Origin of the sequence: Methanocaldococcus fervens AG86 (assembly GCF_000023985.1) — an archaeon.
Lineage (GTDB): Archaea > AGJL01 > Methanococci > Methanococcales > Methanocaldococcaceae > Methanocaldococcus > Methanocaldococcus fervens.
The window spans coordinates 60,192-84,388 of the sequence record NC_013156.1; the positions used below are offsets into that span (position 1 = coordinate 60,192).

Consider the following 24,197-nt stretch of genomic DNA (forward strand, 5'->3'; position numbering starts at 1 on the left):
TATATAAATATTACGTTAGAGCAATCAATTTAAGGTGATTTTTATGATGGCTATAATAAGCGATATACACTCCAACTTAGAGGCATTAGAGGCTGTTTTAAATGATATAAAAAATAGAGGCATTAAAAATATTGTATGTTTGGGAGATATTGTTGGTTATGGTGCTAATCCAAATGAGTGCGTAGAGTTAATAAAAGGAGCTAAGTGCAAATGCGTAGCTGGAAACCATGATTATGGTGTTTTAGGAAAAGAGAGCTTAGATTTCTTTAACAAATATGGAGCTATAGCAATATTATGGACTAAAAAATTTATAAAACCTGAAAATTTAAAATTTTTAGATTCTCTACCCTTAGTTATTGAGGAAAAGATAAAAAATAAAAAAATTATATTCTCACATGCAAATCCTAAATATCCTGAGTTGTGGGAGTATTTATATCCAGATTATGTTGATGAGGTATTTGATTGTGGTGATTTAATATTCGTTGGACACTCCCACATACCATTTGTAAATTCTGAAGAAGGGAATTTATTGATTCATAAAGGTAGTGTTTATTTGGAAGAGGATAAAAAATATCTAATAAATCCTGGAAGTATAGGGCAGCCAAGAGATGGAATAAACAAGGCAAGTTATTGCATATTTGATGAGAAAAACTTTAAAATAGAAATTGTTAGAGTTGAATATAATATTAAAGGAGCTTATGAAAAGATTGTTAAAAGTGGATTGCCAGAATGGTTGGGAGAGAGGTTATTTTTAGGAAGGTAATTATAAAAATCTACCGTAAGTTAAAATAGCCTCAATAATAACGAAAGCAATGGTAAATCCAAGGACGTGTTCAGGCTTAATTCTAATCTTTGAAAACGTTTCATCCATATATCTTATTAATCCCGCACTCGTAGCTAATCCTGTTTCTTCCCTTTTACTCATGATTTCACCAATCCTACAACTTTTTCAACAATTTTTTCAGCAACTTCTTTTTTAGAACCAGAGACCTTTTCAACATCATCCTTCGTTATAATATAAACCTCTGTATAATCGTCTCCAAAGTAGTGCTTACTTAAATCATTGGCAATAATCATATTTAAATTATATTTGTTTAATCTCTCCTTAGCTTTATTTATAAGATCTTCCTCATTTAAGTTATACTCCGCCTTAAATCCAATAATTATTTTATCTTTATAAGCTTTTCTCAACTCTTCTAAGACCTTTGGATTTCTTTTTAATTTTAATATTGGCTCTTCCTCAGAACTTAATTTTCCTTCAAAACTCTCAACTGTAAAATCAGATATTGCCGCTGATGAAATAATTATATCAAAATCTTTAGCCAATTCAATGGCTTTATTTAGCATCTCTTTGGCTGTTAAAACCCTATGATTTTTTATATAATATGGGGGCTCTAAACCCATAGCCGTTATAACCTCAACATAAAACCCCTCTTTACAAAATGCCTCAGCTAATGCAACGCCCATTTTTCCAGATGATAGATTAGTTATAACCCTAACCTTATCTATAAATTCAACAGTCCCTCCATTCAATATTAAAACTCTATTTCTTTCCCTCTTTAAATCATTTCCAATCTTTTCAATAATAAAGCCAACAATTTCTTCAACACTCGCGACCTTTGCCTTTCCTTCCTCAAATCTTGGTGATACAATATAAACATTATCCTTATTTTTAAGCTCATCTATATGCCTTTCAATGGATTTAAGCATGTTTTCATGCATTGCCGGGACAATAAATACTGGTTTATTTCCAAAGAACATTAAGAATGTTGTATTTACAATGTTATCAGCAATTCCTAAGTTTATTTTTGAAATTATGTTTGCTGTTGCTGGATATATCAAAAGGCAGTCGCATTCATTGTATAAAAATATATGCTCAATATCTCCAGTAATTTCTTCATAAACATCATTTCCACAGCCAAATTTTAAGGCGTCTTTACCAATAATTTTTTTAACTTCCTCAGTAACTATGCAGTAAACCTCTGCTCCATGCCTTATTAATTCCCTCATTAATTTGGGAGATTCAATAGCAGCTATTGATGAAGTTACTGCAACCAATATCTTTTTTCCTTCTAAGAGTTTTGATTTAGTTCCTTTCAATAATTTGGTTGGGTGCATGATTTCACTATTCTCCTTTTAAGTTTATAATTGTCTTGCATTTTGGGCATATAACTTTATCTCCAACACATTTAAATTCATAAGAACAATTGGGGCATTTAATCTTTTTTATAAAGTCATCTAAGCCATCTAAATCAATAACTGTAAATTTTTCTATATCTTTCATAATCTCAACTCATGTTCCAACTTTTATTGGCTCAGCTAAATCTCTTATTAATCTAACGGCGGAATATGCAGCCAATGCAGAAGTTCTTGGATTTTCTTCAAATGGAACATTTTCAACACAGACCTTTAATTTCCCTATGGAGCTCTTAACAATTACTTCATGTTTGTTTAATTTAGCGTTAGGATCTGCAACAATCATAACTTTTGCTGGGAACTCTGCAGCTATTGATAAAGTTACTGAAACGTTTATATTTGCTGGAAATTCCTTTATAGCTTCAAAAACATCTCCTTCAAAAACAATTACGGGCTCTTTTATATCTTTTACATTGTAGCCGAGATTTTTTAAAGCATCTTCTAAGGCATTGACTGGCTTTGTTGTTTTTAAAATAACCTCCTTTATTTTTCCCAATCTCATGGCTTTTATAGCATCTAATCCGCCAATGGCTCCTGATGGAAGATATATCTTTTTTCCAGCATTTTTAGCTAAATTTTGAAGCTTTAAAAATAAATTTTTATCTACCAACGCACCAACGCTCATTATCAATACATCTTTTTTATTTGTCAATGATTTCTCAGCAACCTCTTCAACTGCCCTTACTGATGCAGCTTCAACAACTAAATCTAAATCCTCTTTAACCAAATCATCAACGCTTTTGCATATCTTAGCCCCGGTTAATTTTGAAAGCTCTTCCATCTTATCCAAATTTTTATCATAAACAGCAACTACCTTAGTGTTTTTTATGGTTCCATCTAAAACTTTTTTTGAAATAAAACTACCTATGGCTCCACAACCAACAATACCAATTTTAAACATTATCATCCCCCCAATAAATAAAAAACAAAAATCGACATAATTTTAGCTCAATTATGAAAAATTAAATTTATTTCTTTAAAAACCCGTATCCTGATTCTGCTGGAGGTTTAACCAATATTATGTTCCCAATAGCCGTTATTAAGTTGAATGGTAAAACAACTTTCTTACCCGGGGTGGTGATGTATTCTTTTAAACATCCATTTTGAATATCTGAGACAATTAAACCGCTAATAGCTCCTTTATTCAAATCGAGCATGACATCATAAACTTTTCCTACATATACTGCTGTTGTGGTGTATATTGGTTTTTCTAAAATGTCACTAACCCTAATTGCCATGTCGTTCACCTAACATATATACTTAAACTTTAAAAATTCTATTAACCAAATCTTTATTTAAATGTTTTTGTGTGATGATTATGGAAGGTTTTAAAATTGCAATGAAAGTTATTGACGAGATTGACAAAAAGATAAAACCCTTAATTGGTTGGGAAAAGGCAGATGAAGTTGTTAAAATAGGAGCAGATGGTACCCCAACAAAAAGAATAGATGTAATTGCTGAAAATATAGCAATAAATATATTGGAGAAGTTCAGTGGGGGAATTTTAATAAGTGAAGAGATTGGTTTAAAAGTTGTTGGTAATGATTTAAATTATATATTTATTTTAGACCCAATAGATGGAACTTACAATGCCTTAAAGTCAATTCCAATATATTCAACCTCAATAGCCGTTGCAAAAATTAAAGCTGAGGATAAGAAGCTAATTAGAGAAAATATAAATAATTTAGAATTTATTAAAAATTTTATGGCCAATAACTATACAATAAACGATTTATATGTTGGGATTGTTAAAAACTTGGCTACTGGAGATTTATATTATGCAGTTAGGGGAGAGGGAAGCTTTTTAGAAAAGGATGGAGAAAAAATTAGAATAGAAACAAATAATGTAAAAAATTTAAATGAGGCATCAGTTGGATTGTTTGTTTATGGACTTTCTAACGATTTATTGGAGTTTTTAAAGGAAAGAAAGATTAGAAGGGTTAGATTATTTGGTTCAATGGCTTTGGAGATGTGTTATGTTGTTAGTGGGGCTTTAGATGCCTATATAAACGTGAATGAAAATACTCGACTGTGTGATATGGCTGGAGCTTACGTTATCTGTAGAGAGGGAAACGCCATAATAACAAACAAAAATGGAAAGCCGTTAGATATGAAACTCCATTTAATGGAAAAAACCTCATTAATTGTTAGCAATAATTATTTGCATAAGAAGCTTATAGCATTATTTGGAAATAAATGGGCGATAAAGCCTACGAGATTTGGCATAGTGGTTAGGGAGGATAAAGAAGAGGCTATAAACTTAGCTATAGAGGTTTGTAAATATTTAAAAAATAAAAAAATCCCTTACTGTGTTGAGGATTTCTTAAGGGATAAAGTTGGAGGAGATAAGTTTGATATTTCAAAAATCTCACATATTATTGCTATTGGGGGGGATGGAACAATACTTAGAGCTTCGAAATTAGCCAATGGGGAAACAATACCTATAATATCAATAAATATGGGAAAATTAGGATTTTTGGCTGAATTTTATAAAGATGAGGTTTTTAAAGTAATTGATAGGGTAGTTTATGGAGAGTATGAGATAGAGAGGAGAAGTAAATTGTCTTGCAAAATAATAAAAGATAATAAAGTTATAAAAACTCCTTCAGCATTGAATGAGATGGTTGTTATTACAAAAAACCCAGCAAAGATTTTAGAGTTTGACGTCTATGTTAATGATAAACTCGTTGAGAATGTTAGGGCTGATGGGATTATAGTCTCAACACCTACTGGCTCAACAGCCTATTCTTTAAGTGCTGGAGGACCCATAGTTGAGCCAAGTGTTGATTGCTTTATAATATCTCCAATATGCCCATTTAAACTATCTTCAAGACCTTTGGTAGTTTCTGCATCAAATAAAATTAAATTAAAGCTTAAGTTAGAAAAGCCAGCTCTACTGGTTATTGATGGGAGTGTAGAGTATGAAGTTGGCAAAGATGATGAGTTAATCTTTGAAAAGTCTGAAAGCTATGCATATTTTGTAAAGGGGCAGAGTTTTTATGATAAGTTAAATAGATGCTTTGGTGTAAAATAACAATCCAAATATTTTTATACTCTTCTAAATAAATGGTATTATTTGTAAATATAAATATTATATTTATGTGAATATTTTATATATTTAGTTTATTTCTATTTAGAGATATTGAGGGAGCAAAAATGAGAGATGTGCTCCAAATAGTTGCAATACTAATCATGTGCATGTTTCTCTGTCCAACTACTGCAGCAGCTGAGATGGAAATATGGGGATTGGCATCAAACGGGACACTGGCGATGGTGACATATCACACAAGCAGCGAGTTTCACACGGTTCTCTACGATGGAAAGACCTTCTACGAGGTGCCTATCCCATCAAGGAAGGAAGACGTGAAGAAAACTCCCTTCTCCCTTCAGCCCGACGACTGGACTTACTTTGACGGGCTGAACCCCTACGTCATCGGCTACTTCAAAGGCCTCTGGATTTTCGGCGGCGTCGAGAGGGTCGCGACCTTGGACGGGAAGACGTTTAGGGTGTACTCAAACCCCGGCTGCTCAACCTGCCAGCCAATCGAGTTCAGAGCGGGACGTGATAGGGCGGCGCTCGTTATGGAGAAGACCACCATGATGACGTTTCAAATCCTGGTCTGGTTCAACGGGACGGAATTCGAGACGACGAACCTGACAGCAGAGGAGATACATGTCGCGCCCATTGGGAGTGGATGGTTCATCTACACCAAGACTGGAAACCGAACGTCGCTTTACATCCAGCAAAACGATTTAAAGCTCCCAGTAGAGTGCCCAGGCAGGCTTGAAGTTTACTCGATGTCGTCGAACGGCTCGGCCGTGCTGATTGCCACAAACGATGGCCTGTACGCCTACGAAGGCGGAAACCTAAGGAAGGTTTCGGCCACGGGTGCGAGCTTAGCCGTCTGGAACGGGCACTGGTTCGTGTTCGACGGCGACACCGTCCTCGAGTACGATGGGAAGCACCTAAGGGAGGTCGCCCAACTCAACATCACGCCAACGTACGCTGTTCCCTTCAAGGGCTCCATTCTCGTTGCCGGCAGTAGGGGAACGGCAAAGTGGAAGCTGCTCATGGTTTCAGCGAACGGGGAAGTTGACGACCTAACGGAGAAAATGGCATCCCCCAAGCCATGGGGATAGGGATAAGACCCAGAAGGGAGGAAAAATCTGCGAGATAGGATTGTTGATATTCTTATGATTGTAATCCCATTCTTAAATAGGTCGAATTCATTCTGCCATCAACAGGTGATTGGTATGGATTGGAAGAAAGTAGGGGGATTGTTAATTTATTTTTCAGGTATTTGTCTTGGAATTATTAAACCTCCAATTGAAAGATTGGCTTGCATAAAAATCCCAAGTAATGAAGTCTGCATTGGAATAAATACGAACATGTTAGCATTTGAGCTTGCTCTTATAATAATTGGTGCACTTCTAATGGGAATTTCTGGAAATTTTAAAAACTCCTTTCAGCTTAATGGATGGCTTAGCATCACTACTGGTTTGGGGGCAGCTATTATTGGGGGCTACGCGGGTATATATCCTCTCATAATTTTTGGTGTAATACTTGCAACATTGGGATTAATTCTCTACAAATTAAAAGCAAATAATGACGAAAACAGCTAATGCTGTTAATAAAAATTTATTTTCTAACCAATTCCATAACTTTTTCTTTTATATTTTCACTTTCCATTATTGAAGAGCCTATTAAAGCGGCATCAGCAAATTTTAAAATATAATTTAACTGTTCCTTTGTATAAATTCCACTCTCTCCAATTTTTATCTTATTTTTTGGAATTAGAGGAGATATTTTTTCAGTTGTTGACAAATCTATTTTTAAAGTTTTTAAATCTCTGTTGTTTATGCCGATAATCTTAGCTCCTGCATCTAAGGCTATATCAACCTCATCCTCACTATGAACTTCAACCAAACACTCCAAATCATTTTCTTTTGCATAATCTAAGAACTCTCCTAAATCTTCTTTGAGAGCTGAGACAATCAATAAAATTGCATTAGCTCCAATCTCATTCGCTATATCAATTTGATAAAAATCAACAATAAAATCCTTCATCAATATTGGTATATCAACTTCTCTCGCAACAATTAGGTTTTTATAACTTCCATTAAAGTATTTTGGCTCTGTTAAGATAGATAAAGCAATAGCTCCACCTTCTACCATCTCTTTGGCTATATCTTTAATATCTTCAAGAGTTATCTCCCTAATATTTCCTTTTGAAGGTGATGACGGCTTAATTTCAGTGATTATTGGATTTTTTATTTCTTTAGCTTTTTTTATAGCTTTGGATAACTTTAATTTTCTATTTTTTTCAATATCAATTCCTAACTCCCCAATAAAATCCCTCAAATCTCTAATTATATCTTTTCTTTTCTCCATATCAATTAATTTTCTTCTATTTGCGACAATCTCATCTAAGACTTTCATAATCCCACATTAAAAAATAATTTTATTATATAAAAATAAAAAAAGAGTCATATTAAAATTTTAAATTGATTTAAAAAAGATTATTCATTGCTTTGTTCTTTTTCTTCAGTTTTTTCTTTATTTTCCTTTCTAATGTTGCTTTCTTCTTTTTTCTCTTTAATGAGTTTTTCTATAACAACATTTTTTGGAGTTATTAACAAGTGTTCTTCTCCCAGAATAATTAAGTTTCCTCCAAATTTTAGGGCTTCATTTCTCATTTTCTTAATAATTTCAATAAATTCCTCATCAATCTCTTTTTCTAAGTTAGGAGTTTTTGCTATAACGATGTATCCAGCTTCAGCCATAACAACTGCATTTACAGCATCCTTTTCATCTTCAATGCTACATACTTTTATTATGGTTTTTTCTTCTTCAACTGGTGTTATTGGGATTTCCTCAATCTCCTCCAAGTAATCGTCTATGGATACCGGAGTAGGTGTAGAAAGGCTGTTCTTCTTTCCTAAAATTCTTTTTAATTTGTCTATCATCATAATCACCTTTCCAAGTAGTTAATAATTATTCTTAACAGTTCGGGAATTCCTTCAAAAGTTTTTGCAGAGACAAATATAGGAGTATTTTTTATTCTTTTTTCAACATAATTCTTTAAATTTTCCCTATCATCATAATTTAATAAATCACATTTATTGATTACTACTATAATAGGTTTTTGGTATCTAAACTTTAATAGGTGGTGAAGTCTTTCAAAACTTCTCAACAAACCAACGCTACCGTCAATTACATGTATAATCATGTCAGCATCTTTAATCTCCTCATAAGTCTTTTCTAAAACTTTTGGAGTCATGATTGGTGATTGTTTGTCGGTTGTTGTATATAACCCCCCTAAATCAACAAAAACTAAATTTACAAATTCTGGTTCCTCCTTAACTCTTCCAATTTTCAATTTTCCCCAATATTTTTTTATTGGCATCTTTGTAGTTCCTCCAACTTCAGAAACTAAGGAAACATATTTTCCAAATAATGCATTCATTATTGATGATTTTCCAGCATTTTCAGGGCCAATAATGGCTATTTTAAATTCTCTATCTTTCATAGTCTCACATTACAGCTCAATATCCTCGCATAATTTTGGAGCTAATGAATGATGCTCAGCTAATCCTAAAGCTGCAACAGCTCCAATAATTCCTCCTTCTCCATTAACTGAGATTATTTTTATATTGTTTCTTAAAGCTATTGATTTTGCTTCCTCTAATGTAACCATTCCTTTTTTAGCTTTTAAAGCAAATAATTTCATGCTCTTTGATGGGAATAAACCGTAATAAACCGCCATTGCCGTATCATCAGATAAACTTCTCTCCTTTAATAACTTTTTAATGAACTTATCTAATTTATATTTGTATTCTGGATAAACTGCAAAACTTAAGGCGATAGATACACAGTTTTGTGTTTTGTTTGGATTTCCAGGATAGAGTTGGATGATTGTGTGGTCTAAATAATAGCCTAATTTGTGCTTCTCAACTTCTAAACCAATCTCATGTGCTAAAACCCATGTAGCTCCTTCTTCTTTTGTATCAGTGTCGTCAATACCAACTATAACCTTCTCCATTTTTGGAGTTACGACCTCAGCTCTCCCAAGTTTTGAACCTCCTCCTTTTTCCAAAATATTTACTTCAATGACATTTTCAGCTCCTTTTCTTAGCTCAGTCCCTACTCCCCCTCCAGCTAAGCCAGCATAGACAATATGGACCTTATCCTCTTTTACATAAACTTCCTCAATTCCAGCTGCTGATAATGAAGGAACTAAATTTAATTTTTCTTTACCGATTTTTGTTACAAAGTAGTGTTTGTTGCCCTCTCTCCACGCAGATATGATTAGAGGGGAAGTTCTTTGATATTGATAGATAACCCATGCACTACCATTTGGGCAAGGATGCTCTTCAATTATCTCAACGAGATTTAAAGCATCATCTACCATGGCAATAACTCTCTTATAATTCACTGACATAAAATCACCTATCATATTAAATGATGATAAATAATAAGATAAAATAGCAGAGAATATTATTTATTAATTTTTCTAAAAGTCATTAATAATCTTTGAAAGAGCTCTAATTATATCCCCATCGGAAACAATCCCGACCAATTTGTTATCCTTATCAACTACGGGAAGTTGATTAATAATTTCATCCTTTTTTCCGTTGATATCCATTTTTTTAATAGCTTCCAATATATTTGCATCCTCGTCTATTGTGATAACGTCTTTTGTCATAACATCTCCAATTGTAGTTTCTAAGGTGTATTTATCCCTTATTAAATTATAGCCTATATCCGTTGTTGTCACTATTCCAATAACTTTATTTTCCTCGTCGATTACTGGTAAAGAGCTAATTTTATGTTTTAGCATTTTTTCGAAGGCTTCTACTACACCTTCGTCTTTTTTTGCGGTTATAACCTTTTTTGTCATTATATCTTTTACTTTTATATTTTTAAGAGTATTAATCATTATAACACCTAGAAATTTTATATCATAAACTTTTTGTAAAATTTATACAATATTAAATATATATAACTTAGAATGATTAAAATAAAATAGAAATATATTTATAAAACAAAAGATAAAAGTAATAAGTTTTTATTGGGGGTTATCATGAATATATTTAGATTTATTAGGAAAGATAAAAAATCATTGTTTTTAATGTTTATTGGAACTACTGTTTTTATATTTATATTCATCCCTTTCCTTAAATTTAAAATGATAGGTCTGAATCACAAAATAAATGCATATCCCTGCTTATCTCCAATGTGTGGTCTTTTGTTAGGTTATATTTACGGATTTTTTGCAATATTTTTAACGGTATTAATTTATTTTCTTTTAAATCCAAAGGCATTCTATTTTGGAGTTTATTCTTTAGTTCCACCAGCATTGGCGGTTATATCTGCAGGAGCGTTATCTGAGGGAAAATGGAAATATTCAGTAATAATTTTGGCTTTAGGCTTATTGATATTTTATTTAACAGATGTTGGAAGAGAAGTTTTTTATCACTCTTTCCTCTCGATTTCAGCCTTATTGATTATAATTGCTTTTAGGGAGAAGATAAGTGAGTTTTTATTTAATAAAGATGATAAAAAGATTATATTAGGAGCTTTAATTTTGTCATTTTCAACAGTAATGATAGACCATTTATATGGTTCAATTTTAGGAATTTTATATCTACATTTAAGTGCAGATGATTACATTAGGGTAATACCAACATTTATTGAAGAAAGAGCAATAATGACCATTATGGGGGCATTTTTTGTAGTTTTAGTTGTTGAAATTACTAATTGTTTTTTAAGAAATGCTACAAAATTTAGAGAAAAATTATTGAAAAGTTATATTGAAGAAGAAGTGGAGATGAGATATAAAGATATAAATGTGGATGAAGAACTGCTGAAAAAATATAATGTAAGGATACCATTAAAAGAAGAGCAAAAAGAGGCTTTAGAAAGAATTGTAGAGGCTATGGCATCAAGCAATTATAAAAATAAATTATAGCAAAGTACTTTCTTTTATTTTTTCGATAACCTTTGGAATATCCCTATCCTTCACATCTTTTAATCCCTCTAAGGCATCAACGATTTTGTCAATTTCTTCAATAAACTTCTTATCTGAAGATTTTAAGTAAAAGATTTCCTTCTTTGCATAGGATTGCTCTACTGAAGGGTTTTTATGCACTATTGATATGCAGTCCAATCCCAATATTTTTTTAACATCGTTTATTACAGCCTCAGGCAAATCTTCAGCTTTATTTATTATAAAACCAGCTGGGATGCTCTCTAAATAGTTCTTTCCAATAACTATTGTATTTATAGCCCCTTGCAAACTTGGACCAAATGCGGTGTAATCCAAAACAGGGATGAAGTAATCAGAGAGACCTAAAGCTAAGTAGGTTTCAACACCCGTTGATGTAGATGGAGCATCTACAAAGATGTAATCATAATCTCCCAACTCCTTAAATCTTTTTAATACATCTAAATCAAACTTTAGATAATCAGTCAATGATTTTCCAACCAACAGCAGTTCAATATTTTCAATAGGGGTTTTAATGACAGCATCTTTTATTGAATACCCTTTTTCTATAACATCTGATAAAAATATGTTTGATTTTATGTTTAACAAGTGAGACAATGATTTTGAACCAATATCTCCATCAATTAATAAGATTTTTTTCCCTCTCTTAGCTAAAGCTGCTGCAACATTTGCTGTAATAATTGTTTTCCCAGTGCCCCCTTTTGCTATTGAAAATGTTATAATCTTCATTTCATCACCTTTATCTCTCTTTATCCCCTAACATGCCTATTATAATCTTTGGAATCTTCGCTTTCTTCCATTTATTCTCCCATTCTATAATATTTTCAATAATTTCTATCGCCTCTTCTCCTTTTTTTGTTAGGTAATATTTACCTCCATCTTTTTGTATTAAATTTTCTTCTTCTAAATCATTCAACCTCTCTGCCAACGTTCTCGTGCTTACCCCACAACCTTCCATATCCAAAGCATTTTTTATACTTGTGAAAGAATTTACACCATCTTTAATTTTATGTAATACTTCTATAGTCCCTTTCTTTCCAAGCACACTGAAGATTGACATGTTACCACACTAAATTCATTTTGATATCACTAAAATTTATTTAAATTTAAATATTATATAAAACTTTCTGGTTATAAAGTAATGTAAATTCAGCAATGTTTAGTTTAATAAAATATATTTTTAGTGTATAATATATAATAACCTAATTCATAATACCATAATAACAATTACAATAATTAAAACGTGAAATTATGAAACCAAGAAAATTAAAAGATTACGAAGTAGATTTAATAAAAGAGGAGTTGATTAAATATATAAATAAAGATTTTGTTAAGAAATTTGATTATGAAAATTTAATAGCTTTGAAAGGAAAATGGACAACTATTTGTTATGCAAATAAACAAACAATACGAAATTTAAATAAGTTTGATGAAATATTTTCAGTAGGAAATGTTTTTGGAGAAATAAAGAGAAAATTTAGACTATCTTTGGAAGGATTTACGTTAATATCTCCACATATAGTAAACAACTACGCAGTTATAAACGAAAAGGGGGAAGTTTTGTTCTTATATGGGAGAGATGTTTTTAAAAAATCGATTATGGAAGTTAAAGGCTCTGGAAGAATTGCAGTTTTTAATAAAAATAGGGAATTTTTAGGAATTGGAATCTTTGATGGAAAGATGATTAAAAATATAAAGGATAAGGGATGGTATTTAAGGGAGGGAGGATAATCTAATATTGTACCAAATTTAAATTTACTAGGTGGAATAATGAAAGCAAAAGAATTAGCTCAAAAAATTTTATTGGACATTTACAGAAACTTAGATGAATTTTCAAAAGATGTAATCAGAGGAGATTTGGCTGATATCGAATTTAAAGGATTTTATTTAAAAGGAAAAAATGGAGAAAAAGTTTACATTAGAAGTTTAGAAGATTTTGAAAATTTAGAGGATTTTGAAGTAGAGATGAGAAAATATAAATTAAAAAGCATCAATTTAAAAAATTTGGATAGCGGTTTGATGATAATAAATCTATCCTCAAGAGCTAGTAAAGAATACAAATTTGACGCTAATGACTATTCAATCCTCTACCCATCAAACAACACAACAGTAGAATTTAAAGAAAGAGTTTTAAAGTGGATGGAGTTGGAGGATGATGAATTAGATGAGAAAATTATAGAGTTTGATACAAAAATGAATGATATCCTTGAAGGGCTTTTGGAAGAGGTTGATATGGATAAAGAAATTTCCGTCTATATTGATGTATTTATGGATGTGAATAAAGTAGAGAATTTTGTGGAAAATGATGAGGAAAGGATAATAATCTGGATTCATCCAGTATTTTTATTCTCAAATGATGATGTATTAAGGGGGCTTTTAGCTTATGAATTATCAAGGTTTAAAGGAAAATTTTTAGAAATTGGGTATAGAGATGTGATAAAATACTGTAAAGAGTTGAAAAAACTAACAAATAAAAAATTAAAAGTTCTCGAAAAGATTAAAGATATTGCCAATAGGCATGGAGATGTTGAATCTCTAAATTTAATAAATGAGATTGAAAATGAATAAATTTGGGATATATATGAGAGTAGGAATTGTTGGCGGGGGAATATCTGGGCTTTTAAGTGCTTTAGCTTTAGAGAAAGAAGGTTATGAAGTTGTGTTATTTGAAAAAGATAAAATAGGCGGGTTGTGTAGAAGTGAAAAAATAGATGGTTATCAAGTAGATATTGGAGTTCACGCAATAACCATGCTAAATAACGGGCCTTTAATAAGGTTGTTAAAAAAATATTCTAACTATCTTCCAAATTTTAGATCTTATGGTGATTACTATATAAGACTAAATAATGGACTGCATAAAATACCTGTTTCTTTACAAGAGTGGCTAACAACCCCTATAGTTCCACACAAAGATAAAATAATAATTACTACAAAGACAATTGACTTAATGAGCATGGGTTTTGAAAAAGACACATCTGTTTATTGTGCAGTAAAAGGCTTGGGATTAAGTGAAATTTCATTAAAATTTTTTGATACAATTTCTTATTTTTTATCTGGAGAGGATATGAGAAATACTCCACTTTGGAGGTTATTTACAGGGGCTGGATACATACCTGAAGATGACATACTACCTTTCATTTACGAGGATTCAAAAATAAATCCAATGAAATCAATATTAATAAAGAAAATCAATCCTGAAAGAGTTAGAAATATTTTATCAAAGGGATTTCTAAAAACTATAAAAGATGGTTCTAAAAGCTACATCTCAAAATTTATAAGTGGAGAGAGGTATTCAACTCAAGGCTACCCGCTCGGTGGAATTCAATCAATAACAAACTGCATATTAAACTCCTTAAAAAACACAAGAATAAAATATGAAGAAGTGATTTCAATTGAAAAAGATGAAAAAGAAAACAGTTATATCATTGGAACTAATGAAGACAGCTACAATGTAGATATTGTTGTTTTCTCAGCACCTTCAAGAATCCTCCCTGACATAGCAAAAAACATTGATGAAATTAAGAAATTGGAAAATTATCTAAAAAATATAAAATACACAACATCTTTAACTGTGTGGTTTGGTATTGATGAGGATAAAAATCCTTTAAAATACAAAGGTTCAGAGATTTGGATAGACCCTCCAGCATGGGCAAAGTGCATAACCAACTATGACAAATCCTTAGCTCCTGAAGGTAAGGCATTGATAGGAGTTTCATTTGTTAATAAAACGGAAAAGGAAGCTTATGAAGCCATTGAAAAATATTTAAATATCGATGTTGAAAAAACTGATTTCTTACATGTTCAGAGGGCAATTCCTGAGCAGGCATCCTGCTGTATAGGGCAGTTTTTTGTCTATCCAAAAGTAAGCGATACCTTTTATATTGTTGGAACTGATGCAGACCCAAGAAGTATGGGAATTACAAGGGCTGCGTATTCAGTTGATGTAATGCTCTCTGAGATATTGAATAAAAAATCTCTTTAATTCATCCAACCCAATTTCTTTATCAGCAGATATCTTTAGTATATTTTCAATTCCAACATCTTTTAGTTTCTCTTCAACCTCTTTAACTCTATTCTCATCTACTAAATCAATTTTGTTTATGGCTACAACAATAGGGACTTTAAACAGCTCTTTTATCTCTTTCAGTAAATTAATCTGCTCCTCTATTGTATAGCCGCAAAATTCACTTGCATCTATTATAAATAAAATTAAATTAGCCAAATAATTCAGAGCTAAAATTGCCTGTAGCTCAATATCATTCCTCTCATACAAAGGTCTATCTAACAATCCGGGAGTATCTACCATCTGAATATCATCGAGATAACCAACATTTATCCCCTTAGTTGTGAATGGGTAGCTATTTATTTCAACATCCGCTCCAGTAAGCTTTTTTAACAAGGTTGATTTCCCAACGTTTGGATAACCCGCTATAACTACCGTTGGTAGCTCTTTAAAGGTTGGCATGTCTTTTAATTTTTCTCTTGCTACAGCAACAAATGCCATTTCTGGATGAATCTGCTCCAATATGGATTTAACTCTACCTACAAATTCTTTCCTTAATTTTGCAGCTTGTTGAGGAGTTCTTGCCGCCCTAATTTTTTTAGCATACTCATTTCCCAATTTTCTAACTAACTCAGATGCCCACTTAAACGCTCCCATTGACTTTTTAAAGTCATCTACTCCAACTAAAACCTCAACCATCTCTTGATAAAATTTAGGGAGCTTTCTTACTGGAGGAGTTTTATCTATAACCTTTTGTAAGTTGTCGGCAACAACTGAGGCGATGGTTCTTACCTTATGCTCCTCTACAGCTCTCGCTTTCAACAACCATGGTAGTTCTTTCTTCCTCATTTCATTTGCAACTTTTTCTCCTCTTCTTAAAGCTTTAGCCATCAATTCATCAGGCATCAATATTGTAGGCATTTTTTTAAATGGATTGGCATCTCTTCCCATAAACATCACCAAAATAGTTTTTAATCCTTAAAATAGGAAAATATTAAAAATAAAATAAGCCAAAATTTAATTTTATTTATTTAAAATTTTCACCACTCCTTTATTCCCATCAACGATAATTTTATCTCCAGTATTTATTTTTTCTATATCTACTTTATCAACTAATGGGATTCCTCCCAAAATAGCTCCAGTGGCAACTATTGGCTCACATTCTTTATTAACTATTCCCTTTAAAATCCCTCTCTTTGCCAAACCGTATATTACATAAGAGCCAACCGTGCTACCTTTACCATAAGGAAATACAAAAATCTTCCCTTTTAAAGATTCCTCATATAAATCACTATCTTTATCTATAATATTTCCATCTTCATCAACCCCTCCCAAAAAAGAGAATGGTTTTTTAGAAACAATTGCTATTCCTTCAACTACTCCTTTAGATATTGCTCTTCCCTTTAATTCCATATTATCCCTATAGATAATTCTAAGAGGCATTATGAGGGGCTTTAGCCCCCACATAATGCATCCGTTTTGATGAACCTTTTTGAAAAAGGTTCATTCAAAGATTATCTCATTTAAAAACTTTTCACAGTAATAGCATCTAATTTTTAAAGGGTTTTTGTTTTCTATTTTAAATTTCCCTCTAATTTTTTCTTTGTTTGTTATACAGTTTGGATTTGTGCATTTTAATATGCCTTCAATTTTATCTGGAATTTGTGGTTTAAGTTTTTTAACTACTCTCCCATTTCTAATGATATTGATAGTTACATCTGGAGATATTAGAGATATTTTATCAACATCTTCTTTTTTTAGTTCAATCCCTTCAATTTTTAAAATATCCTTCTTCCCCTTCTTTTTTGATTGAACATTTATAGCTATCATAACAGAGGTTTCTTTTGGAACATTTAAAATTTTAAAAACCATCAGTGCCTTTCCTGCATCTATGTGGTCTATAACGGTACCGTTGGTAATCTTTTTTACCTTTAGCTCATCCATAACAACCCCTATGTTCACTAAAAATTTAAAAATTTAAAAGAAAGGCTTTATTCTTCTTTCTTAAATTCTTCCGGGTTAAATTCTTCCTGCATTTGCTCTTTAATAACCTTACCAACATATTTTGGATGGTACTTTTCGAAATCTGCTTCTATCTGTCTTAACACTGATTCTAATGACTCTTTTAATACGTCAATAAATTCCCATCTTTCATGCTCTGAGGTGTAGGCTACATCTTCCCCTTCGGCTTCTAATTTATTTGGTAGTGAAGCTTTTGGTCTACCCTCTCCAACATATAATTTATTTGGAGTTTTAACGTATGTTGTTATCTTGTAGTATGGTAATCCTCCTTTATCTCTATCTTTCTTAATGTTTATTTTTATCCAATGAACTTTTCCTGCTTGTTTAACCATTTTCTTAACTTCTGTTGCAATAATTCTTTCAGCAAGGTCTTTAAATTCTGGATCTAACATTCCATGTATTTCAACTTCGATCATTGCTCCTTTCTTCAATTCGGCAATATATTTTATAATATCCAATCTTGTAACAATTCCTCTCAATGCATTTCCTTTAACTACTGGAACTCCTCTAATATCGTATTCTTGCATAACTCTCGCAGCATCTGCAGCGGTATCGTCAACGCTTATTGTTATTAGAGGTGTGTTCATAATTATCTTAACTGGCTGACCCATTCTCGGAACTTTTTCCCCTTTAAATTCACCAACGGTCATTTTTCTCTTAGGTTTAAAGACTTTCTTCAATATATCAACTTCGGTAACCATTCCAATTGGATTTCCTTCGTCATCTACTACAACCAATCTACCGATGTTGTTATCTCTCATTAAAGCTCTTGCTTTACCAATTGAGTCATTTTCATTTATTGTTATAACATTTCTTGTCATTATCTTTGTAACTTTTGTGTCTTTCATTATTTTTGACTTTGCAGCCCTTGCCATAATGTCGTAATCTGTTACAATACCAACTAACTTTCCTTCATCATTTACTATTGGAGCTGCCCTTTGTCCACTCTCTAACATCTCACAAACAGCATCTATAACTGGTGTGTCTTCATGTATGCAGTGTGCTTTGTACATTAATGAAGCAACTTCTTCATGTGTTGATGTAGCCAACAACAGATCTCTAATGCTTATTAGGTAGTATTCTTCCTCACCATCTTTGTTATCAACAACTATTAAATGGTGAAATCCGTTCTCTTCCATTATGCCCAATGCCTTTGATACGGGTGTATCTGGTGTTACTGTAACTACATCTTTTGTCATTATTTCTTTTACTGGTTCATTCAACATAATTCCACCTTTAATGAAAATTTTGATGATTAATATTATAATGCAATTTGATATTTAAACTTTAACTGTCATTCTATGATTTGAATTAAAAGTAGGTAAACAGCGATAATTAGCTAGTATATCTTATATTACTATTTCTAATTATTTTATGAATTTTTAAGATTATTAAATTTTTAATTATTTTATTATGATTTTTGAAATAATAAATATTTGGTAATAATATTTTTAAAAAAATAGTAAAATTTATATGTTATTTTTACGTAATATATAGCATAAGTAATATGATATACATAATAACCTACATAAATTAATAATAATACAAAATAATTATTACCCGATGACAGTCTCCCATAATAGGATACTCGAGGGAAAGGGCAGAGGTGAGAAAGATGTTAGACTTTTTTAAAAATAAAAAAGCAATATCTCCAATATTAGCATTATTAATCGTTTTAGGAGTTACAATAGTTGTTGGAGCTGTATTTTATGCATGGGGTGGAGGATTATTTGAAAGTAGTCAAGAAAAGACACAGGCGGCAGTTAAGGGGGCATCTGCAACAATGTCAAGCGATGTTCTTCCATACTACGTTAAGGTTGGAATTGTAGGACATGATGAAAGTCTAGCAACATTTGAGTATGTTTCAACTGATGTTGATGCAGATAACGACAAAGCAATTAAAAAGGCAGCCTCGTATAAACCAGGAACATACACTGGATGTACAAAAGATGAGAGGGTTATATTTGAAGTTCCAATCTATATAAGAAATAACGCCCAAGATAAGACATTAAAAGGAGTTACTGCAAAAGTTCTCGGATTATCAGGACACTTATGGTATGCACTACACTTGAAATACGATGAAACAAATGACCAATACATATTATGTAAAAAAGATGATACTGAATTCGTAGGATATATTGGTGCTACAGCAGTAAAAGAAGATAGTACAGGACTTAAATATGTATTTGCACCAGGTAGTCCCCTCTGCATAAACATGTCAAATCCTGGATACAAATTTAACGAATCATCTGGAGCACTTGAACCTCAGACCGCTTCTGTATATTATGAAGATAAATACTACAACACATACTGGACAGAGGTGGAATATCAACAATATAAAAACTATACAACCAACTCATTTGCTGACAACGTTACAACTCCACTCAGACTTATAAGTGCTGATGGTGTAACTTATTTCATGAAAGCATTAACATCATCAGGTTACAGCAGGGCTGTTAATACACCAAACGTATTCTTTGGCAATATGAACTCCACATTCTACGGGGGAAGTAGTTACAGTGATTGTAAAACAACCTTTAACAACCCAACATACACAATTGGAGATGTTCCACCAAATACAGTTAAAACTGTCAATGCATACATTATGTTCCACTGGATAGACTCTGAATACTTACCAGATATTGATGAAATAAGAATTAAAATCCAAGACAGCGAAGGAACATTAGCTAAGACAATTCCATTGAAATTCCACATTGAAGACCCAGAGTGGTCATAAATTCTCTAATTTCCTTTTTTTATTTGCCATATACATTTATAAATTTAAATTTTTTAATATAAGAATCTCTTTTAAATTTTAAAATAAAATTTATGAAATATATTTACTTTCTTCATAAAAATTCGTATTTTAGGTTTTATTTTCATATTTAAAGTTTTCTAAATAATTCATAAAGAAAACTTTATATAGAGAAAGTTTGTATATACATAACAACCTACATTAAAGAAAATTTAATAAAATATAAAGTAATCTTTAATACCTGATGACAGTCTCCCATAATGGGACACTCGAGGGAAAGGCAGAGGTGAAAAGATGTTGGATTTGTTGAAGAATAAAAAGGCGTTATCACCAATACTGGCTCTACTAATCGTTTTAGGGGTTACAATAGTGGTAGGAGCTGTCTTCTACGCCTGGGGAGGAGGATTATTTGAAACTGGTCAAGAAAAGACAAAATCAGCAATTGAAGGAACAACATCATCAATGGCATATGATGCTGGAGCAATAGGAGTTTCAGTTCCAAAAGAAATTGACGTTGAGGGAGACTTAGATTTAGGTGATGTTTTACAAACATCATATGGGGATTACCCTGACTACTCAAAATATAAACTAAACGCTTTAGCAAAAGATAGTGAATGGGGAACTCTCTATGATGAAAGAATTATAGTCCCAGTTCCAATAACAATTGAAAACTACTATGATTCAGCATTAACAAATGTAAAAATACAAACTGAGGGTGCTGAAGAAATTGCAGCATTACAATTAAAGAAAACTACAATAACAGATGCTGCAGGAAACAGCTACGAAGCTTATGTCTTATGTGATAAAGATGGAAATGAATTTACAGGGATTATAAATAGAACTGGAATATATCCTGGAGCTACTTGGGTTGGTGATGATGGTAACAACTACAGCAGTATAAAATATATATTTGCTTTGCCATCAGTTACAGGAGTTGCAGCAGTTAATGATAGCAAAGATTTATCAGTAACTGATGTAAGTACGTGGGGAAGCTCAACATACAGACAATCTATGAGGTTATATGCAGGAGGATTTAACAACTTCTACTACGCATGTGCATATGATACAAGTGCTAAGAAATTCATAGGTTGGAATACAGGCTGGGCATTCAATAAATATGATAACCCGACAGATGCATACTTCTACACAAATGAATACAAAGTAGGAACATTACAACCAGGACAGAAAGTTCAAAAAGAAATATACTTCCTCTTTGGAGCTTCAATGGGCTTTAATATTGGGGAATCTTTAAAGAGAACTGTTGAAATTCCTATAAAAGTGGTTTCTGACGAAGGAGTTTATAAACAAGTAAATGTTAAGATAACACTCCACGATAGATAAATTTTTTAGTTTTTCTCTTTTTTACAATTTTCAATATTTCAAAAATAATATCAGTAGCAGAAATTAGAAAATTTAAAAATGAGATTTAACAACTAACTCTATTATCTTTAAAATTACTGGGAACGGATAAAACATATACAAAACATAAGAAAAACATATAAAAACTAAAAATGGAAGCTGAGGAGTAACCCAAACCTTCCCTTCATATACTATTTTTTCATTTTCTTCATTTATTTTTGGAATTAAAGATATTTTTTTATCATTCCCCATAACTGTTTCAAACTTTTTAACATCTTTAGCATCTTTTTTTAAAGCTATAAATAAAAGTATAAGATTTTTTAACCTCAATCCTCTATAATTTTTGTTTTTTAAGTTTATTAAGAATATAATTATGCAATAAGGGATAACGAACAATATTGCATTTAAAAATATGATAAATGTAAAAACCATTCCTTTTAAATAGCTCAGTCCCATCAAAAATTTACAATCTCCCCCACCCATAAGATTGCTATAATATAACAAAATCCCAACTAAATAAAACACTAAAAAAGATAACGCAAAATATGATTTAAAAACAACAAATGTCAATAAAAACAGAAACCCTCCAATGTAAAATAACTTACTAAATTTTTCATACTTAACTGCCATTGTAATAAATAAAATGGCAACAATTTCAATAAAAAACAACATTAAATTCTTAATATGCAAGCTATGAAGAATAACTCCTATCCAAAGCATGGATATCCATAAAAAGTCAGAAACCTCTCTCTTTTTCCAATCCTCCACAGCCCCATATATTGAGCATATTAACCCATATAAATAACTTAAATCCATTATTCCACCAATTAGTTAATATTCCAGCTTTGATACTCAAATGAATTATTCAATGATGAGTAAAACAAATTAGGTTTTATAATAAATATATCTGCCAAAACAAAGCCTTTTGAAGAAATTCCTTTCTGTGGACTATAAATCGTTATGATATGGCTGTTGTCATAATGTAAGGCGACATAAAGCATTGGTGCATCACCATAAATTACGTTGGAATAGTTATTTTTACAGGATTCATTTATAATAAGATAGGAAGTATCTGTAAAGTTTGTTATGCTTTCATTTAAGTTATAGCTAAAAATAACGTCTGAATAGTTATTTAAAAGCTTAACACAAACAGGGGGTGTAGTTTTAAAAATATAATTTTTGCTTTCATTAACTATGCAGGTGTAATTTTTATCAAAACTTATAACATGTAAATACCCAAAGAAGCTTCCATTTATCGAGATATTTATATAGGTTTCATTGTTATTGGAGTATCCGCTTGTATTTATAAAAGAGACATTTCCACTTGAGCAATTAAAATTATCTTTTGCTAAAATAAATACAGCAAAATTTCCTTCTTTAGATGTATTCAATATATAATGATACAATGTTTTTGCATATACAGAATTGTTGTATATTGTTTTGTTAATTAGCAAATTCTCAAACTCATCATAAACAGATACCTTAGCATAATTTTTATTAATGTCAATACTTCCATTAACTGAAATGTTTTCCTCAACATACAATGGAACACTATTGCCATCGAGTTTTAGAGTCCCATTAAATGCTCCACCAAATCCATGATTTGATATGTTATAGTAGAGGATATTATTTTTTAAAGAAAAATTGAATGTTAAGTTCTTTGCCTTATATTTTATAGTGGATAGTTTAATTTTTTTATAATCAATTTCAATGCCCTCCTCCTTATAATTATTTTTTAGATAAATTAAATTTTTTGTTAAATTTGAATTTGAGATTAGAGAGTTTATTAAACATTTTTCTATACTGTTTTTGGCATCTTTCATTTTAAATACCAATAAATAACTATTATCGAAGCTATCTACATTAAAACTAAGTAAGAAAAACAATATCAATCCAATAGCTAAGATAACCCCACCAATGATAAAAAACTGCCCTTTTTTATTCATCTCCACCATAATTTCAACCTTAGCTTATAAAAATTTACTGAGGAATTATTTTCAAATATAAAGTTCCTTTCAACAATTACTCCCTTTTTTGCATCACAATAACTTAAATTCCCATTTTTGTAAATCTCAAATCCGTAACCTACGTTACTCGGCAGTTTTATCTTCTCATAAAGGGAGCCGATATTTTCAAAATCACTCTCTTCAATATTTGCAGAATATAGGGAATTATAACCAATAAATTCTAATCCTACATTATAATTGAAATCTTGAGACACAACCAAATAGGAAAAAACTAATATCATTATAATGCTTGCAATTACTGCCTCAAAAATTCTAACAAACCCTTTATTGTTCATCTTCCCACTTCTAAAACTCCATAGTATTTTAACGATATAGCATCGTGATTATCAACAGCACAAAATGGAGTTTCAAACAACTTGTGGCAATTAATCCTTGGAAACTCTCTATAGGTTATATTATAGCCTTTTGGATAGATTATCTCAACATCCTCATATTCATCTTTTTTATATTTTGCAGAGATGTTATAATATCCTATTATCTTTAGAAATTCCTCATTTTTTGTTACGATAAAGGTATCTTTAGATTTGGAATATGCAATAATGTATGAGCCGTTAATATTGCTGAGATATTTTACCAATTCTCTACCTTCAGAAGTGTTTTTAAATACAAACCCTTCAATAACGTAGTTTATATCATTTACTCTAAAATTAAATATTAAATCACCTTTTGAGCTTGAAAAATTATATTTTAAGTTATTATAATACATCAAAAATTCTTTTCTTGCATTTTCAATGTCATAAACACTATGTAAATTGACAGTTTCAGTGATAATATAAGCAGAAACTATCAAAAATATAGCTGTTGCAAGTAAATAATCTAATTCCATC

The 24,197-nt window shown here is 31.4% G+C and carries 30 protein-coding genes; 10 read left to right on the top strand and 20 right to left on the bottom strand.

Annotation, left to right across the window (positions count from 1 at the left end; translation table 11 throughout):
* Positions 1 to 43 precede the first annotated feature (43 nt).
* On the top strand, positions 44 to 763 hold the full coding sequence (locus MEFER_RS00290) for a metallophosphoesterase family protein (protein WP_012794923.1): 720 nt from the start codon (positions 44 to 46) through the stop codon (positions 761 to 763).
* Here the strand turns inward: MEFER_RS00290 and MEFER_RS00295 are convergent, their stop codons facing one another.
* The 5 genes from MEFER_RS00295 to MEFER_RS00310 form a co-directional block, all read right to left on the bottom strand.
* Complete coding sequence (locus MEFER_RS00295; RefSeq protein WP_012794924.1) at positions 764 to 925, bottom strand: preprotein translocase subunit Sec61beta; 162 nt, start codon at positions 923 to 925, stop codon at positions 764 to 766.
* Entirely contained in the window at positions 922 to 2,118 is a 1,197-nt protein-coding gene (coaBC, locus tag MEFER_RS00300; protein ID WP_012794925.1) for a bifunctional phosphopantothenoylcysteine decarboxylase/phosphopantothenate--cysteine ligase CoaBC, read from the bottom strand. Before coaBC ends, MEFER_RS00295 begins: the two co-directional genes overlap by 4 nt.
* Before the next feature lie 7 nt (positions 2,119 to 2,125).
* Positions 2,126 to 2,284, bottom strand: a complete 159-nt coding sequence (locus MEFER_RS08400) for a hypothetical protein (RefSeq protein WP_012794926.1) — start codon at positions 2,282 to 2,284, stop codon at positions 2,126 to 2,128.
* Positions 2,285 to 2,293: 9 nt separating this feature from the next.
* Complete coding sequence (locus MEFER_RS00305; RefSeq protein ID WP_012794927.1) at positions 2,294 to 3,097, bottom strand: aspartate dehydrogenase; 804 nt, start codon at positions 3,095 to 3,097, stop codon at positions 2,294 to 2,296.
* Between the two features lie 67 nt (positions 3,098 to 3,164).
* Complete coding sequence (locus MEFER_RS00310; protein ID WP_012794928.1) at positions 3,165 to 3,434, bottom strand: PRC-barrel domain-containing protein; 270 nt, start codon at positions 3,432 to 3,434, stop codon at positions 3,165 to 3,167.
* Between the two features lie 80 nt (positions 3,435 to 3,514).
* Here MEFER_RS00310 and MEFER_RS00315 point away from each other — a divergent pair, with 80 nt between their 5' ends.
* From MEFER_RS00315 to MEFER_RS00325, 3 genes are all read left to right on the top strand, one after another.
* Positions 3,515 to 5,230 (top strand): bifunctional NADP phosphatase/NAD kinase, encoded by a 1,716-nt coding sequence (locus MEFER_RS00315; protein WP_048056249.1) that lies wholly within the window; start codon positions 3,515 to 3,517, stop codon positions 5,228 to 5,230.
* A 122-nt stretch (positions 5,231 to 5,352) separates the two neighbouring features.
* Positions 5,353 to 6,336, top strand: coding sequence for a hypothetical protein (locus MEFER_RS00320; RefSeq protein WP_012794930.1), 984 nt, complete (start codon positions 5,353 to 5,355; stop codon positions 6,334 to 6,336).
* A gap of 114 nt (positions 6,337 to 6,450) precedes the next feature.
* Entirely contained in the window at positions 6,451 to 6,819 is a 369-nt protein-coding gene (locus MEFER_RS00325; protein WP_012794931.1) for a hypothetical protein, read from the top strand.
* 16 nt (positions 6,820 to 6,835) lie between these two features.
* On the opposite strand, the gene MEFER_RS00330 is transcribed toward MEFER_RS00325, so the two are convergent.
* The 5 genes from MEFER_RS00330 to MEFER_RS00350 all read right to left on the bottom strand — a co-directional run bounded on the left by MEFER_RS00330 (position 6,836) and on the right by MEFER_RS00350 (position 10,136).
* Positions 6,836 to 7,636 carry an indole-3-glycerol phosphate synthase TrpC gene (locus MEFER_RS00330; RefSeq protein WP_012794932.1) on the bottom strand — a complete coding sequence of 267 codons (801 nt, stop codon included), beginning with the start codon at positions 7,634 to 7,636 and terminating at the stop codon, positions 6,836 to 6,838.
* An 80-nt stretch (positions 7,637 to 7,716) separates the two neighbouring features.
* Positions 7,717 to 8,163: a cell division protein SepF gene (gene sepF / locus MEFER_RS00335; protein WP_048056250.1), complete on the bottom strand. Its 447-nt coding sequence runs from the start codon at positions 8,161 to 8,163 to the stop codon at positions 7,717 to 7,719.
* A 5-nt stretch (positions 8,164 to 8,168) separates the two neighbouring features.
* Complete coding sequence (locus MEFER_RS00340; protein WP_012794934.1) at positions 8,169 to 8,726, bottom strand: Era-like GTP-binding protein; 558 nt, start codon at positions 8,724 to 8,726, stop codon at positions 8,169 to 8,171.
* A gap of 9 nt (positions 8,727 to 8,735) precedes the next feature.
* The gene (gene mmp11, locus MEFER_RS00345; RefSeq protein ID WP_012794935.1) at positions 8,736 to 9,638 is read right to left on the bottom strand and encodes a methanogenesis marker protein 11; all 903 of its coding nucleotides are present in this window, start codon (positions 9,636 to 9,638) and stop codon (positions 8,736 to 8,738) included.
* A gap of 72 nt (positions 9,639 to 9,710) precedes the next feature.
* Positions 9,711 to 10,136 carry a CBS domain-containing protein gene (locus MEFER_RS00350; RefSeq protein WP_012794936.1) on the bottom strand — a complete coding sequence of 142 codons (426 nt, stop codon included), beginning with the start codon at positions 10,134 to 10,136 and terminating at the stop codon, positions 9,711 to 9,713.
* A gap of 144 nt (positions 10,137 to 10,280) precedes the next feature.
* On the opposite strand from MEFER_RS00350, the gene MEFER_RS00355 reads away from it, so the two are divergent.
* Positions 10,281 to 11,168 carry a hypothetical protein gene (locus MEFER_RS00355; protein ID WP_012794937.1) on the top strand — a complete coding sequence of 296 codons (888 nt, stop codon included), beginning with the start codon at positions 10,281 to 10,283 and terminating at the stop codon, positions 11,166 to 11,168.
* Here MEFER_RS00355 and MEFER_RS00360 read toward each other — a convergent pair.
* Both MEFER_RS00360 and MEFER_RS00365 read right to left on the bottom strand, forming a co-directional pair.
* Positions 11,163 to 11,933 carry a MinD/ParA family ATP-binding protein gene (locus MEFER_RS00360; RefSeq protein ID WP_012794938.1) on the bottom strand — a complete coding sequence of 257 codons (771 nt, stop codon included), beginning with the start codon at positions 11,931 to 11,933 and terminating at the stop codon, positions 11,163 to 11,165. The genes MEFER_RS00355 and MEFER_RS00360 overlap by 6 nt on opposite strands.
* 10 nt (positions 11,934 to 11,943) lie before the next feature.
* On the bottom strand, positions 11,944 to 12,264 hold the full coding sequence (locus tag MEFER_RS00365) for a winged helix-turn-helix transcriptional regulator (protein ID WP_012794939.1): 321 nt from the start codon (positions 12,262 to 12,264) through the stop codon (positions 11,944 to 11,946).
* Between the two features lie 191 nt (positions 12,265 to 12,455).
* Here MEFER_RS00365 and MEFER_RS00370 point away from each other — a divergent pair, with 191 nt between their 5' ends.
* From MEFER_RS00370 to MEFER_RS00380, 3 genes are read left to right on the top strand one after another with little or no spacing between them, the layout of a single operon-like run.
* Complete coding sequence (locus tag MEFER_RS00370) at positions 12,456 to 12,935, top strand: PUA domain-containing protein (protein WP_012794940.1); 480 nt, start codon at positions 12,456 to 12,458, stop codon at positions 12,933 to 12,935.
* Positions 12,936 to 12,974: 39 nt separating this feature from the next.
* On the top strand, positions 12,975 to 13,772 hold the full coding sequence (locus MEFER_RS00375) for a hypothetical protein (RefSeq protein WP_012794941.1): 798 nt from the start codon (positions 12,975 to 12,977) through the stop codon (positions 13,770 to 13,772).
* 13 nt (positions 13,773 to 13,785) lie between these two features.
* Entirely contained in the window at positions 13,786 to 15,186 is a 1,401-nt protein-coding gene (locus tag MEFER_RS00380; RefSeq protein ID WP_048056384.1) for an NAD(P)-binding protein, read from the top strand.
* Here MEFER_RS00380 and MEFER_RS00385 read toward each other — a convergent pair.
* The 4 genes from MEFER_RS00385 to MEFER_RS00400 form a co-directional block, all read right to left on the bottom strand.
* Positions 15,139 to 16,158, bottom strand: a complete 1,020-nt coding sequence (locus MEFER_RS00385) for an NOG1 family protein (protein ID WP_048056251.1) — start codon at positions 16,156 to 16,158, stop codon at positions 15,139 to 15,141. The genes MEFER_RS00380 and MEFER_RS00385 overlap by 48 nt on opposite strands.
* A 72-nt stretch (positions 16,159 to 16,230) precedes the next feature.
* A complete protein-coding gene (locus MEFER_RS00390; RefSeq protein WP_012794944.1) occupies positions 16,231 to 16,620 on the bottom strand; it encodes a DUF126 domain-containing protein in 390 nt (129 codons plus the stop codon).
* A gap of 90 nt (positions 16,621 to 16,710) precedes the next feature.
* Positions 16,711 to 17,151: an aspartate carbamoyltransferase regulatory subunit gene (gene pyrI, locus MEFER_RS00395; protein ID WP_012794945.1), complete on the bottom strand. Its 441-nt coding sequence runs from the start codon at positions 17,149 to 17,151 to the stop codon at positions 16,711 to 16,713.
* Between the two features lie 47 nt (positions 17,152 to 17,198).
* On the bottom strand, positions 17,199 to 18,455 hold the full coding sequence (locus MEFER_RS00400) for a CBS domain-containing protein (protein ID WP_012794946.1): 1,257 nt from the start codon (positions 18,453 to 18,455) through the stop codon (positions 17,199 to 17,201).
* Positions 18,456 to 18,844: 389 nt separating this feature from the next.
* Here MEFER_RS00400 and MEFER_RS08160 point away from each other — a divergent pair, with 389 nt between their 5' ends.
* Positions 18,845 to 19,966 (top strand): archaellin/type IV pilin N-terminal domain-containing protein, encoded by a 1,122-nt coding sequence (locus tag MEFER_RS08160; protein ID WP_012794947.1) that lies wholly within the window; start codon positions 18,845 to 18,847, stop codon positions 19,964 to 19,966.
* 312 nt (positions 19,967 to 20,278) lie between these two features.
* Positions 20,279 to 21,325 (top strand): archaellin/type IV pilin N-terminal domain-containing protein, encoded by a 1,047-nt coding sequence (locus MEFER_RS00410; protein WP_012794948.1) that lies wholly within the window; start codon positions 20,279 to 20,281, stop codon positions 21,323 to 21,325.
* A 72-nt stretch (positions 21,326 to 21,397) separates the two neighbouring features.
* Here the strand turns inward: MEFER_RS00410 and MEFER_RS00415 are convergent, their stop codons facing one another.
* The 4 genes from MEFER_RS00415 to MEFER_RS00430 are packed head-to-tail and all read right to left on the bottom strand — an operon-like array spanning position 21,398 to position 24,196.
* Positions 21,398 to 22,159, bottom strand: a complete 762-nt coding sequence (locus tag MEFER_RS00415; RefSeq protein ID WP_012794949.1) for an A24 family peptidase — start codon at positions 22,157 to 22,159, stop codon at positions 21,398 to 21,400.
* Between the two features lie 11 nt (positions 22,160 to 22,170).
* Complete coding sequence (locus MEFER_RS00420) at positions 22,171 to 23,298, bottom strand: hypothetical protein (RefSeq protein WP_012794950.1); 1,128 nt, start codon at positions 23,296 to 23,298, stop codon at positions 22,171 to 22,173.
* Positions 23,286 to 23,645 carry a hypothetical protein gene (locus tag MEFER_RS00425; protein ID WP_012794951.1) on the bottom strand — a complete coding sequence of 120 codons (360 nt, stop codon included), beginning with the start codon at positions 23,643 to 23,645 and terminating at the stop codon, positions 23,286 to 23,288. The genes MEFER_RS00420 and MEFER_RS00425 overlap by 13 nt, the downstream gene beginning before the upstream one ends.
* Entirely contained in the window at positions 23,642 to 24,196 is a 555-nt protein-coding gene (locus MEFER_RS00430) for a hypothetical protein (protein WP_012794952.1), read from the bottom strand. The genes MEFER_RS00425 and MEFER_RS00430 overlap by 4 nt, the downstream gene beginning before the upstream one ends.
* Between the last annotated feature and the right edge of the window lies 1 nt (position 24,197).

Bases quoted from the DNA above. Each gene is read 5' to 3' on its own strand.
- MEFER_RS00290 (WP_012794923.1), top strand. From the start codon at position 44: ATGATGGCTATAATAAGCGATATACACTCCAACTTAGAGGCATTAGAG.
- MEFER_RS00295 (WP_012794924.1), bottom strand. From the start codon at position 925: ATGAGTAAAAGGGAAGAAACAGGATTAGCTACGAGTGCGGGATTAATA.
- coaBC (WP_012794925.1), bottom strand. From the start codon at position 2,118: ATGCACCCAACCAAATTATTGAAAGGAACTAAATCAAAACTCTTAGAA.
- MEFER_RS08400 (WP_012794926.1), bottom strand. From the start codon at position 2,284: ATGAAAGATATAGAAAAATTTACAGTTATTGATTTAGATGGCTTAGAT.
- MEFER_RS00305 (WP_012794927.1), bottom strand. From the start codon at position 3,097: ATGTTTAAAATTGGTATTGTTGGTTGTGGAGCCATAGGTAGTTTTATT.
- MEFER_RS00310 (WP_012794928.1), bottom strand. From the start codon at position 3,434: ATGGCAATTAGGGTTAGTGACATTTTAGAAAAACCAATATACACCACA.
- MEFER_RS00315 (WP_048056249.1), top strand. From the start codon at position 3,515: ATGGAAGGTTTTAAAATTGCAATGAAAGTTATTGACGAGATTGACAAA.
- MEFER_RS00320 (WP_012794930.1), top strand. From the start codon at position 5,353: ATGAGAGATGTGCTCCAAATAGTTGCAATACTAATCATGTGCATGTTT.
- MEFER_RS00325 (WP_012794931.1), top strand. From the start codon at position 6,451: ATGGATTGGAAGAAAGTAGGGGGATTGTTAATTTATTTTTCAGGTATT.
- MEFER_RS00330 (WP_012794932.1), bottom strand. From the start codon at position 7,636: ATGAAAGTCTTAGATGAGATTGTCGCAAATAGAAGAAAATTAATTGAT.
- sepF (WP_048056250.1), bottom strand. From the start codon at position 8,163: ATGATAGACAAATTAAAAAGAATTTTAGGAAAGAAGAACAGCCTTTCT.
- MEFER_RS00340 (WP_012794934.1), bottom strand. From the start codon at position 8,726: ATGAAAGATAGAGAATTTAAAATAGCCATTATTGGCCCTGAAAATGCT.
- mmp11 (WP_012794935.1), bottom strand. From the start codon at position 9,638: ATGTCAGTGAATTATAAGAGAGTTATTGCCATGGTAGATGATGCTTTA.
- MEFER_RS00350 (WP_012794936.1), bottom strand. From the start codon at position 10,136: ATGATTAATACTCTTAAAAATATAAAAGTAAAAGATATAATGACAAAA.
- MEFER_RS00355 (WP_012794937.1), top strand. From the start codon at position 10,281: ATGAATATATTTAGATTTATTAGGAAAGATAAAAAATCATTGTTTTTA.
- MEFER_RS00360 (WP_012794938.1), bottom strand. From the start codon at position 11,933: ATGAAGATTATAACATTTTCAATAGCAAAAGGGGGCACTGGGAAAACA.
- MEFER_RS00365 (WP_012794939.1), bottom strand. From the start codon at position 12,264: ATGTCAATCTTCAGTGTGCTTGGAAAGAAAGGGACTATAGAAGTATTA.
- MEFER_RS00370 (WP_012794940.1), top strand. From the start codon at position 12,456: ATGAAACCAAGAAAATTAAAAGATTACGAAGTAGATTTAATAAAAGAG.
- MEFER_RS00375 (WP_012794941.1), top strand. From the start codon at position 12,975: ATGAAAGCAAAAGAATTAGCTCAAAAAATTTTATTGGACATTTACAGA.
- MEFER_RS00380 (WP_048056384.1), top strand. From the start codon at position 13,786: ATGAGAGTAGGAATTGTTGGCGGGGGAATATCTGGGCTTTTAAGTGCT.
- MEFER_RS00385 (WP_048056251.1), bottom strand. From the start codon at position 16,158: ATGGGAAGAGATGCCAATCCATTTAAAAAAATGCCTACAATATTGATG.
- MEFER_RS00390 (WP_012794944.1), bottom strand. From the start codon at position 16,620: ATGGAATTAAAGGGAAGAGCAATATCTAAAGGAGTAGTTGAAGGAATA.
- pyrI (WP_012794945.1), bottom strand. From the start codon at position 17,151: ATGGATGAGCTAAAGGTAAAAAAGATTACCAACGGTACCGTTATAGAC.
- MEFER_RS00400 (WP_012794946.1), bottom strand. From the start codon at position 18,455: ATGTTGAATGAACCAGTAAAAGAAATAATGACAAAAGATGTAGTTACA.
- MEFER_RS08160 (WP_012794947.1), top strand. From the start codon at position 18,845: ATGTTAGACTTTTTTAAAAATAAAAAAGCAATATCTCCAATATTAGCA.
- MEFER_RS00410 (WP_012794948.1), top strand. From the start codon at position 20,279: ATGTTGGATTTGTTGAAGAATAAAAAGGCGTTATCACCAATACTGGCT.
- MEFER_RS00415 (WP_012794949.1), bottom strand. From the start codon at position 22,159: ATGGATTTAAGTTATTTATATGGGTTAATATGCTCAATATATGGGGCT.
- MEFER_RS00420 (WP_012794950.1), bottom strand. From the start codon at position 23,298: ATGGTGGAGATGAATAAAAAAGGGCAGTTTTTTATCATTGGTGGGGTT.
- MEFER_RS00425 (WP_012794951.1), bottom strand. From the start codon at position 23,645: ATGAACAATAAAGGGTTTGTTAGAATTTTTGAGGCAGTAATTGCAAGC.
- MEFER_RS00430 (WP_012794952.1), bottom strand. From the start codon at position 24,196: ATGGAATTAGATTATTTACTTGCAACAGCTATATTTTTGATAGTTTCT.